This window comes from Runella sp. R5_40, from assembly GCF_057652295.1.
Window position 1 is genome coordinate 42177 of the sequence record NZ_JBYFCH010000035.1, and the last position, 13110, is coordinate 55286.

Sequence of the window (13110 nt, forward strand, 5' to 3'; positions counted from 1 at the left end):
AGAATGCGCCGTTTGTGCTAACGGTGATAGTGCAAAATGAGACAATTTTGCCTCATAAGTTTTACTCAATTCAATGATTCAACTCTAAACAACAAAAAAATGGACTTTCAAACATGGAATACTTTAGGAGATTCGGGCAATCACTATACCGATATACAAGCCCAATCAAACATTACGGCTGATGACGATACGGCTCAGGCTTATTCAAAAACATGGGTGCTGGCATTTGATGGAACAGACTACAGTGGCAACATTTTAAGGATTACAGAAAGCGACGGTAAAATTGACTTGAATCATACGCCCCGATATGATTCAAACGGTAAAAATATTGGCGATTGGAAAAACCAAATCCAAAGCTTTGTTCTCTATAAACATAAGCCCTCTTGGTGGGACACGATAAATCATAAAGCCCCAAGTAAGGATGAACTCTTTGAATTAAATGATACCCAAGTTCTTGTTTGTGAGGATGGTGGTTTTTCGGGAGATAATAAGGTTTTTGACGGTGTTACAAATTGTATTGATGTAGCCAATGTTGGCTATGCTTCTACTGGACGATTTATGTCAGGAGCGAATGCCATTAGTGCGCTGAAAACGGGGCCAAACACTTGGTTAATTATTTATGATCAACCTAAAATGGTGGGAAATTTTAAAAAAATAGACCCTGAAACTACGTATTCAGACCTCAACGATGTAGATAGAAAGGACTTAAATGGAAAAAGTGTGGGTGATTGGAAAAACCAAATCAACTCGTTATTGATTTACAATTACAAACCCGAATTTTGGAACACTCCTTATGCTTCACCTTATATTGATTCCCAAACTTTGTACAATTCGTATCCATTTCCCACAAGTAAGGAGTCGGATAGTAAAATTACCTATGAGGTTGAAGATTCAACGTATTCGATAAAATATCCAGCATTTAAAGAGCAATCAGCCGATCAAGGAACTACGTATTACACAAGCGATGATACGACGAATTTGCCTCAAAATGGCTGGACAAAGTACAATGTCTATTTGGAGCATGACATTGATTTTGCCTGGAATGACACGGCTACTTTTGATATTTATTTTGATAACGCTGGAAGTATATTGCAGATTGAGAACTTTATTTGGACATCCAACGGTGCTTTTGATGTACCCTCTTCTGTCATCAAATCCGTGGATGATATTGCTTGGTACTTAGGAGTTACAAATTCATTTGAGACATTAGGTATATCGGATGAAGCAGCTGATGAGTTTGTCGATGTCTTTAATTTTGTTTGCAATGTATTTAATTTTATTGCAAATAAAGTATATAAATTTACTGATAACGGAGGTCAATTTTACTTCTTGCCCGTTATTTGTCATACTATCAATCGCATTTGTGCTACAGTTGCAACCCAGTACTCACTTCCTATTTATACCGACCCGACCAATGAAAAAAACGCTTACGTATTGAGCTTTGAGAATGATAATTTCCCTTCGGCACTATCAAATTTACTCGGGAGTACTGCCAGTAGTTGGGCACCAAAACAAGGTTTAACAACTGGTACTTTTCCTTTTAATCAAGTGACGGAATATGCGTACGAAGAAAGCCACTATCGGACGTGGTATCAAGAATCGTCCGTCTCGGGAAGTTTAGGAATATTTGTTTCTTGTAAAATTGATTATGAAATTGGGGATGATCAAAAGGATGACCACATCATCATTTTGATGGGATTGAAAATTCCTGAAACGAATCAAACAACGCCTGTATTGACTTTTGCGCAAGCTACGGTTCAGTTTACTGATGCTTCCAATGATAACATTATGACTTCACCCTTTAATGGTGTCGCGGGGACGCAAAATTATACAACCGATATTATAAATTCTGTTTACCAATTTATTTCGTCAGGGTTGGGTGGCATAACTATGAGTAGTTCTCAACAGGGTAGAAAGTACTTGGCAGATATAGCAAAAGCAAACATGCTAGCGATAACACAGTGTATGGTGTACAGTAAATAGCAATCACATTCTGAAACTGTAAAGCCCTTAAAAAGCCTCAAAATGAGGCTTTTTTTGTGTCCTGCGCCGAATGTGTTAAAGAATGCGCCGTTTGTGCTAACACTTGCTAGGCTGAAAACCACACATTTGTCTTTGACTTATTCAACTCACTCTACTCATGAAAAAACTCTTTTACCTCCTAGTATTCCTTTGGTGTGTACAGCCCGTTTTGGGACAAAATTCTTTCTTTGATAACCCGAAATCGGATGCTTCAAATTCGGTTTTCCAACAATCTCCGTCAGCTTTTCAATATACCAAAAAAGCAAGAATGAGCCAGCCAGTTTTGTTGGCCGCCAACCCACTTGAAGCAGGCACACGCGCGCACCAAACAACCATGACGTCCCCGAACGCCAGGGCGCTTAAACCTCTCAGTACAATTACTGTAACGACATTGGCAGACCAAGTGAGCGTCAATGGTCAATGTTCACTTCGGGAGGCAATCGCCAATGCCAACAACGACGCCGCCACGAATCCCGACTGTGCAGCAGGCTCGGGGGCGGATGTGATTGTGTTGAATGCAACAGGAACCTATACCTTGGGAGGCACAGAGCTTTCCATCACCAGTGCTATTACCATCCAAGAAGGTTCGGGGGTGACAGCAACTATCAGTGGCAACAACGCCTCGCGTGTTTTTAACGTTTCTACTACCAATGGGAATCTGAAGCTTAACGGGTTGACAGTGGAAAATGGGAGTACAACAACAGCGGGAGGATGCATTCAACTGGGGGCGAATACAAGACTTGAATTTTTAAGTGGGGTATTACAAAACTGTAGTTCAACCGTAAATGGTGGTGCCATTGGTACAATTGCGTCGCCACATGCTATTACCATTTACCAATCAACACTCCAAAATAATACTTCAGGTGGCTTTGGTGGGGCTATTTTTCAATCTGGTACAGCTGAATACCTATCGGTGTATCAAACAACCTTTAACAACAATCAGTCAGGTGGTGGTACACTCGGCGGCGGCGGTGCTCTTCATTGGTTGGATAGTGCTGGAGGTACTTTGGAAATCGGCGATAATTCTTTTACCAATAATAGAACACAGGCTACTGCTACGACTGATGCACTAGGAGGGGCTATTTATGTAAATGTTGGGAGTACTTCTACGACAGAAATCACTGGTTCAACGTTTACGGATAATCAAGCACTCAATGCGTCAAATTTGAACCGCGGGGGAGCATTTTACAAAACGGGAACAGGTTCACTAACGTTCAGTAATAACATTCTGACAGGCAACAGTGCCGCTTCTGATGGAGGGGGGATTTTTAATAATCAAGGCACGCTTTCGGTAAAAAATACAGAGATTGCTGGCAGCGCTACTTCGGCCAATGGCGGTGGGGTTGCGAACGTGAGTGGGGCGACGTTAAACTTGGTTGGTTCGGCTATTTCGGGTTACAGTGCCACAAACGGAGGGGGAGCGTGGAATGCAGGAACGTTGAGAATTGTCAATAGTACTATTTCGGGTAATACAGCTAGTAGCGGTGGAGGTATTTGGAATACAACAGGGACAGTCACGCTCAGGAATGCCACTATATCGAATAACACCGCCACCACAGGCGGGGGAATAAATAGTAGTAGTGGAATTGTTAGCTTAGGAAACACGATAGTTGCAGGAAATACGGCCGCAACTGGTGCTGACATTTCAGGGACGATTAATTCGTCTGGGTATAATTTATTTAGTAACTCAAGTGGCATGACGGGCACTGGTCCAACCGATATTGTTAATGCTTCACCTGGATTATTGCCTTTGACCAATGATGGTGGACTAACCAAGACGCACGCATTATTGCTGGAGAGCCCCGCTTTAAATGCAGGAGTCAGTGTACTCGCAAAAGATGTTTCAAATAGCAATGCCGATTTGACTACTGACCAACGCGGAGATGGGTTCGTAAGAAAGTTTGGTACCAGTGTTGATATTGGCGCTTATGAGCTTGCTTGTTCGGGTCCGTTGGTAGTAAATACGCTAAGTGATGGAGTCGATGCAGTTCCTGGGGATGGTGTTTGTGCCACATCGGGTGGAGTGTGTACTTTACGGGCAGCTATTCAGGAGGCCAATGCACTGACAAGTTGCAATAGTTCTATTACTATTAGCATTACTGCCACAGGTACAATAAACCTGACGAGCGCACTTCCTGCTATCAACCATGACCTGAGCATTACGGGGCCTGGGGCAAATGTATTGTCGGTCAGTGGGGCAAACTTATACCGTCCATTTACCATCAATACTGGAAAAGTGGTTGCTATTTCGGCCTTGACCGTTACCAACGGTTACGAAGCAAACCAAGCAGGAGCCATCCAAAATTATGGTACCTTGACAATGACCAATTGTACCGTGAAAAGCAGTTCCGCACCACAAGGGGGAGGAGTTCAGAACGATGGGGTACTCACCATGACGGGTTGTACCATCAACAGTAATACTTCAACGGGAGCGGGAGCAGCTTTTGCCATGTATGGAACTACCACCACCCTCGTTAATTGTACCGTTAGTGGGAATACTGCAAGTGGTACAGGGGGCGGTTTTTTTGTTGGTTTGGGTACCTTAGATCTAACCAATTGCACCGTAACGAACAATACGGCTACTGATGGTGGGGCAATGAATTTGTCGGGTTCAACCCATGTGCTCAAAAACTCAATCATTGCAGGAAATGTTGCTACCAATACGAGTAATGAAAATATTGCGGGTTCTGTGAGCGCTTCTAGCTCCTACAATCTAATTGGCGCAGGAGGTGTAGGAGGATTGACCAACGGAACAAATAATAATCAAGTGGGGATTGCGAATGTCTATCTTGCTGTATTGGCCGACAACGGTGGACCGACCCAAACCCACGCTTTGTTAGCCAATAGCCCAGCACTTGACAAAGGTGCGGCGATAGCAGGGCTTACCACCGACCAGCGCGGTCAAGTTCGTGCCTACGATATTTCTACCATTGCAGCGTCAAGTGGGGGGGATAATAGCGACATTGGAGCATACGAAGCAATTCCATCGTGTAATACCGTCACCCTTAGCCCATCTTCATTACCTAGTGGAACGGTAGGTGTCAATTATTCCCAAAGTATTACTGCAACGGGCGGGACAGCTCCCTATACTTACTCCGTCACATCGGGTAGCGTACCAGCGGGGCTTACTTTACAAAGTGATGGAACATGGAGCGGTTCGCCAACGGGGGGAGGTACTTTCAACTTTACCGTTACTGCCATTTATGGCCTTGGCTGTTCAGGAAGCCAAGCATATACGCTAACTATTAATGGGTGCTCAAGTGCCCGTACTTTCACCGTCAATGATACAGGAGATGGCGCCGATACCAATCCTGGGGATAATACTTGCGCTACGGCAGGAGGGACTTGTACTCTTCGCGCCGCAATGCAAGAAATTATGGCCTCAGGGGGCTGTTCTAATACAATTAATTTTAGCGTAACGGGTACGATTAATATCGCGACCGCCTTGCCAGACATTACACTCCCCTTGACCATCAATGGAGGAACCAGTGGAATGACCATTAATCGTAGCAGTGGGGCTGCTTTTCGTATTTTTACGGTGAATAGCGGCGTCGTATCCTTCAACAAATTGACGATTAGCAACGGTAGTGGAGTGGAAGGAGGGGGTATCTATAACGCCGCTACCCTTACGCTCACGGAATGTGTGCTCAGTGGAAATACGACAACAGGAGCTCGGCCGCTTACAGGAGGAGGAGCGGGAGTTTTCAATGCGAGTACGGGTGTGCTAACCCTCAACCGCTGTGCTGTGGTGAATAACATTGCTACGGGGCAAGCGGGCAACGGTGGCGCAGGGAGTGGCGGTGGCGGTGGTGGCCTTGGAGGAGGAATTTTAAACAACGGAGGAACGGTTAATAGTACCAATACAACCTTTTCTGGAAACCAAGCAGTTGGTGGAGCAGGTGGGGGAGGGACAAGCGGATGTTGCGTTGGAAGCGGTGGTTCAGGTGGTGGAAATGGTGGTGTAGGAGGTTCTGCCCTCAATCCTTCACTCCCCACGGCGGGCAACTTCGGCGGCGGTGGCGGCGGTGGTGGAAACGGTTACAGTGGTGCTGCTGGTGGACGCTTTGGTGGTGGCGGCGGTGGTGGCCAAGCGGCAGGAGGTGGGACAAGTGGCGGTGCCGCGGGTTTCTTGGGAGGCAGTGGTGGGGCAGGAAGTTCTTCGGTTTCTCGCAACGGTGCAGGTGGCGGTGGCGGTGGTGCTGGGGGAGCTATTTTTCAAAATGGCGGGACTACCACCCTTTTAAACGTTACGATTGTAAATAACACTGTGACGGGAGGGGCTGGAGGAACTTCGTCCAACGGCTCAAGCAATGGAGGAGCAGGGAGTAGCCGTGGTGGAGGTATCTACAACGAATCAGGGACCGTTACGTTAAAAAACGCCATTGTGGCGGCCAATAACGCACAACAAAGTAGCTACGCTGATTTTGACAATAATAGTGCGGCGTTTAACACAAATGGCTACAATCTTTTTGGAAGTGGTTCGGGGGCGCCTACGGGTGGTTCGCAAGACCAAAGTATTGCTTCAAGCAGCGTATTTACGACGGTCGTAAGTGCTTTGGGGTATTTTGGAGGAGGGACGGTACCGTCACATAGGCTCTTATCGGGTAGTCCAGCAATCGACAAAGGAAGCGCGGCGGTCAGTGTTGACCAACGAAACCTTACTCGCCCCGTCGATCAGCCTGGGGTCAGTTCTGCCCCAGGAGGCGATGGAAGTGACATCGGAGCACTGGAAGCACAAATCTGCTCAGGGACAGTAGCAGTTTCTCCAAGCACCATACCTACCGTTGGTTCGGGTGCTCCTTATAATTTAACATTAAGCGGAAGTGGTGGAACTGCGCCTTACTTTTTTAACTTAATCTCGGGTAGTTTACCTACGGGACTAATCCTGTCGCCCACAGGAAGTTTATCGGGTACTCCGACCGTTAATGGTACTTACAATTTTACGATTCAAGTTGCTGACAATCTTGGTTGTGTCACCGACCAAGCTTATACGGTGGTTGTATTTTGTCCAACCATTACCACCCACCCGACCAGTCAGGTGATTTGTGGCGGGTCAACGGCGACCTTGTCAGTGGCAGTTGATAACTCAGCAGGGGTAAGCTATCAATGGCGGAAAGGTGGAGTAACTATCGACGGAGAAACGAATAGTACGCTTGCTATCTCTTCTTTTTCGGTGGCCAATGAGGGTAGTTATGACGTGGTTGTAAGTACGGCTGCTTGTGCTATGATTCCTTCAAATGCCGCCACTTTGACCCTTGCTGGTACTACAACCATGACCAATGCCATGCCGTATTGGGGAGGGCAGTTGAACGGAAATCAGTTTCAAGTGGGTACTGTCAATAGTAGCGGTTCAAATACGTGGCCATCAACGGAGCCACCTGGTAATGTTTTTGACGGGACATTTGCCAAATCGCTCATTCGGGTAACAACCAACGCAGGGTATATTTTTACCCCCGCAAGTTGCAGTCAATCAGGGCGAGTTATCAATTCTTTTAGAATTTATACTGCCAACGACACACCTGACCGCGACCCCTCAAGTTACTCTTTTTACGGTACTAACTCGGCGATTTCAGGAAATGGCCCCTTTGATGCTACTCAGTTTACTCTTATTGCTTCGGGCGCTCTTGCATTGCCTTCTGGAAGAAATACGAGTACGTTAGACAACGCCAATTCGCAGTTGGTGAGCTTTACAAATACGACTCCCTATACCTCGTTTATGTTGGTTTTTCCAACCATTAAGAACGCTGGGGCCACAATAAGCACACAAATTGGGGAGATTAAATTGTACCCCGAAAATAACCAACCTACCTTAAATACGACGACCGTAAACATCACCCAAGGAGTAACTGCCACAGGTACGTCAATGGGGAGTGCTACGTCGGGGACGACACAAGCGCCCAATACCCTTACGACGGCTGTCAGTAGCGATGGAACAAACTTTGGCTCGTCGGCTACGTTGAATGGAGTAACGCTCAATAACGTCGTTGTGGCAGCCGATGGAAATGTAACGGCGAATGTGAGTGCTTCCTGTACGGCTACTAATGGTAGCTTCACCGTTAAAATTACAAATAATCAAAGTCAGAGTGTTTTGGCTACGGTGGCAGTTAACGTCACGGCCAATTCCGCCCCAACATTGACGTATGGCAATGCTTCTGTCAATACGGGTACCGCTACCACGGTCAATCCTGCTACTGGCCCTTCTGACAATGGAAGTATTTCAACCATTGTGTTACAAAGCGTTTCGCCAGCTACTTCACCTGCTACGTTGACGGTGGACAACGTAACGGGTGTAGTGACAGTACCCAACAATGTACCCGCAGGCGTTTATACGGTCACCGTTCGTGCCACGGACAATTGTAGCAGCTTTACCGATGCTACCTTTACGTTGACCGTCCAGTCGGCCGACTACGCCATTTCTATTGCAAGTAACGTGCTTACCATCAACGATGTATCGGGCAATGGCGAAGCGCTGAATATCTCCGAAAGCGGCAGTAATATTCGTTTTAACGTAACAGGCCGTACGTATTCAATAAACGGTGGAGCAATTACCCCATTTACCACGCCAGCGGATGTGGCGCTTGGGGGAATTACCAGCATTGTGGTAAACACTGGCACGGGTAACGACATCATCAATGTGGGAGGCTTTGCCTCCAACTCCCTTCCTAGCCTAAGCATCAATGGCGGCACGGGCGACGATCAAGTGAACTTTAATGGTGACATCAACTTTGTGGCTAATGCTAACTTGGACGTGGATTTGCAAAACGATGATGCCAATCCTGGCACGGATCAGGTTTCTTTTACGAACAATGCTAATCTATTACTCACGGGCACAGGTGCCGCTGTCCTAAAAGTCAGTCGTAACATTGTCTTTAGCAATGGCACCGCTTCTCTCGAAACCACCGACGGGAACCTGACTTTGGAAGCTAATCAGCAGACTACAGCCAGTACAGGCAACTTTGTTGGCGTATCGGTCAATGGCGCTACCGTACGGGTCAATGGTACAGGTTCACTCAGCGTTAAAGGCAAAAGTGGCGACGACTCAGCCATTAATCAATTTGGAATAGTTGTACAAAATGGCGGATTGATTAGTGGTGGTACCAGTGGTACTGCTACGATAGAGGGTTCGGTAGGTGCTGGATCTGCCAATGGTAATATTGGCGTGTATGTCACGGGAACTAATGCCCGCATTAGTTCTTTGGGTGGGAATGTATCGGTAGTGGGTTCGGGAGGAAGTACGGGGGCAAGTTCAACCTGTAGTGGTGTAGTGGTAATCACAAATGGAACCATCACTGCGGGTGGCAGTGGCACTGTAACGGTAAGTGGTACGGGTGGCGCTGGCAGTGGTAACTTTAATGCAGGGGTTTACGTCGCAGGAACGGTCAATACATTGATTACTTCTTCGGGGGGAAATGTGAGCGTAACTGGCATTGGCGGAGGCACTGGTACCAATAATTATGGCATTTGGCAGGAGTTAGGAGGCACCATTACGGCAGGCGGTAGTGGCTCGGTCACTGTACATGGAACGGGAGCGGCTACTACTGGAAACAATAATAATGGAGTTTACATAAAAGATGCCAATACCAAAATCACTTCTGGTGGGGGCAATGTCAATGTAACAGGGCAGGGCGGTGGAGCGAACAGTTCGGCCTATAATTTTGGTATTCTTGTCAATAGTGCCGCCCAAATAACCGCTGGAGGTACGGGTACTGTACATGTAACTGGTACGGGTGGAAATACGACAGGGGGCAATAATTACGGGGTATATGTGAGTAATAGTAGTGCACAAATCACATCTTCGGGGGGAAATGTCAGTGTAACTGGGCAAGGTGGAGGAGCCTCCACGGGTGGGGCTAATGGTGGTATTTATATTGGAAGCAGTGGGCTAATTTCAGCAGGAGGCACAGGGAGTGTAACCGTAAATGGCACAGGAGGAAGTACAAGTGGAAATTCTAATCATGGTATATATGTTAGTGGCTCAAATGCGAGCATTATCAGTACAAATGGAAACATTACGATTACGACACAAGGCGGAGGCTCAGGTACATCCTTAAGTAATGTCGGTTTACTTATGTTTTCCACGGCTAAGGTAGTAGCTGGAGGTAGTGGTACTGTAAGCATACAAGCCAACGGAGGTGCAAACACGACGGGGAGCTCCAATTCAGGGCTTAGGATGGAAGATGCTGGGACTTTAATTAGTTCATCAGGAGGAAATGTAACAATCAATGCTGTAGGTGGAGGTACAGGGGCAAGTAGTAGTAATTATGGCGCCCATGTTAGTTTTAGCTCACAGGTTAGTGCTGGTGGCAATGGTACGTTATCAATCACTGGGCAAGGTGGGGCAGGTACAGGCGGTGGTAATTATGGTGTAAGAATCGCAAATGATGGCACTCAAATTACGTCAGGTGGGGGTAATATAATCCTAACAGGTATCGAAGGGGGAGGAGCAGGTAGTTTGGGTATTAGCCAAGCTAGTTCATTAGGTATTACTACCGCCACCAACGGCGGTAACATCACCCTCATTGCCAATAGCATGGACTTAGCGAGTACCATCAGCACCCAAGCCGCAGGTAGCACTACTTTACGGCCATATACCAACAACGTAGCCATCAACCTCGGCACATCTACGAACAGCATCGGTGGGCCGTTGGGGCTTAGCGATACTGAACTAGACAACATTACCACAGGCACGCTCATCATTGGTAATGCCAACAGTGGGAATCTCACTGTTTCTGGGGAAATCTCTCGCCCTGCGAGTACCAATGTACAGCTTGTCAGTGGGGGAGATGTTCTCATCAGTGGCGGTGGGTTTAATACGAGTGGAGGTACTTTGTTGCTCGATTCAGGTACGCCAACTGCGGCTGTAAAACCTACGTTCAACGGCACGGATGCAACGGCGAGTACACTATCGTTGGGGGGAGACTTAAACATTGCCATCAACGGTATGACGGTCGGAGATGGAACAGGTAGTACATATTCCCAGCTCAAGGTGGTGGGTGGGGTGAATTTGTTGGGGGTTAACTTGGTGTTGAGTGGTACGACTACGCTGGTGGGAGGAGAGGCGTTTGTCATCGTGGATAACGACGGTACAGATGCTATTAGTGGTACATTTAATAATCTTGCCCAAGGCGCAACGTTGTCAAACTTTTTAAATTCAGGATTGAATGCCACAATTAGTTATACGGGAGGGGCCGATAATAACGACGTAGTGATAACGGTGGAGCAAGTATGCCCGACGGTATCCAATGCAGGTCCTGACCAAACTCCAGCCTGTGGAACAACCCAAGTGACTTTAGCAGGTAATGCACCGACGGTGGGAACAGGTGTATGGAGTGTGGTAAGTGGCACGGGTGGAACTTTTGGGGATGCGAATAGTGCTACATCAAGTTTTACAGGCGTAGCGGGCAATAGTTATGTACTTCGCTGGACGATAAGTAATGGGCAATGCAGCGCCTCAACGGACGATGTGAGTGTAGCGTTCACGCAAAACCCAACGACTTCCAGTGCAGGCGACGACCAAACTCCAGCTTGCGGTATAACGCAGGTGACTTTGTCGGGCAATACGCCGACGGTAGGTACGGGTTCATGGAGTGTGGTAAGCGGTACAGGAGGAACCTTTGGTACTGTTTCGAGCCCGACGTCAACGTTTAGCGGGACTGCAGGAAGCACTTACACATTGCGTTGGACGATTACAAATGGAAGTTGTACTTCTACCGATGATGTGATTATTACTTTCAACCAAAACCCGACAACCTCTAACGCTGGTCCCGACCAAACGGGAGCGACTACTTGCGGTCTAACGCAGGTGACTTTGTCGGGCAATGCACCGACAGTAGGTACGGGTTCATGGAGTGTGGTAAGTGGTACAGGCGGGACATTTGGTAATGCGAATAGCCCGACGTCAACGTTTAGTGGGATGGCAGGAAGCACTTACACATTGCGTTGGACGATTACGAATGGAAGTTGTACTTCTACCGATGATGTAACTATTACTTTCAATCAAAACCCCGCAACGCCAACAGCTTCGGTGACGGTACAGCCGACGTGTACCACGCCGAAAGGAACGATTGTGGTGACAGCCCCCGTTGGAACGGGCATCGAATACAGTCTTGGCGGTACGTATCAAACCTCGGCGACGTTCAGTAATTTGGATGCGGGGAACTACAATGTGACAGCGAAGAACACGACCACGGGTTGTATTTCACCGAGTTTGGCTTTGACGGTGAATGCAGTTCCATCTGCCCCTGCCCAACCAACGGCTTCGGTGACGGTACAACCGACGTGTACTACGCCGAAAGGAACGATTGTGGTGACAGCCCCCGTTGGAACGGGCATCGAATACAGCCTTGGCGGTACGTACCAAGCTTCGGCAACGTTCAGTAATTTGGACGCGGGGAACTACAATGTGACAGCGAAAGACGTAGCCACTGGTTGTATTTCACCGAGTTTGGCTTTGACGGTGAATGAAGTGCCCTCTGCCCCAGCCCAGCCAACGGCTTCGGTGACGGTACAACCGACGTGTACCACGCCAAAAGGAACGATTGTAGTGACAGCCCCCGTTGGGGCGGGTATCGAATACAGCCTTGGCGGGGCGTACCAAGCTTCGGCGACGTTCAGTAATTTGGATGCGGGGAATTATAATGTTACAGCGAAAGACTTAGCCACTGGTTGTATTTCACCGAGTTTGGCTTTGACGGTAAATGCGGTTCCATCTGCCCCAGCCCAACCAACGGCTTCGGTGACGGTACAACCGACGTGTACCACGCCGAAAGGAACGATTGTGGTGACAGCCCCCGTTGGGACGGGCATCGAATACAGTCTTGGCGGTACGTACCAAGCTTCGGCAACGTTCAGTAATTTGGATGCAGGGAACTACAATGTGACAGCGAAGGACGTGGCCACGGGTTGTATTTCACCGAGTTTAGCGTTGACGGTAAATGCGGTTCCATCTGCTCCAGCTCAACCAACGGCTTCGGTGACGGTACAACCGACGTGTACTACGCCAAAAGGAACAATTGTGGTGACAGCCCCCGTTGGGACGGGCATCGAATACAGTCTTGGCGGTACGTACCAAGCTTCGGCAACGTTCAG

General features: G+C 47.7%; 2 protein-coding genes. Both read left to right on the plus strand.

All coding sequences use genetic code 11. From position 1 onward, the window contains the following. The first annotated feature begins 36 nt into the window (after positions 1-36). A complete protein-coding gene (locus AC23N5_RS29830; protein WP_487758327.1) occupies positions 37-1983 on the plus strand; it encodes a hypothetical protein in 1947 nt (648 codons plus the stop codon). Positions 1984-2140: 157 nt separating this feature from the next. Continuing rightward, positions 2141-13110: beta strand repeat-containing protein (locus tag AC23N5_RS29835; RefSeq protein WP_487758328.1), on the plus strand; the 10970-nt coding region annotated here is incomplete at its 3' end.

Excerpts from the sequence above, each read along its gene's own strand:
- AC23N5_RS29830 (WP_487758327.1), top strand. The coding sequence starts at position 37 with ATGAGACAATTTTGCCTCATAAGTTTTACTCAATTCAATGATTCAACT.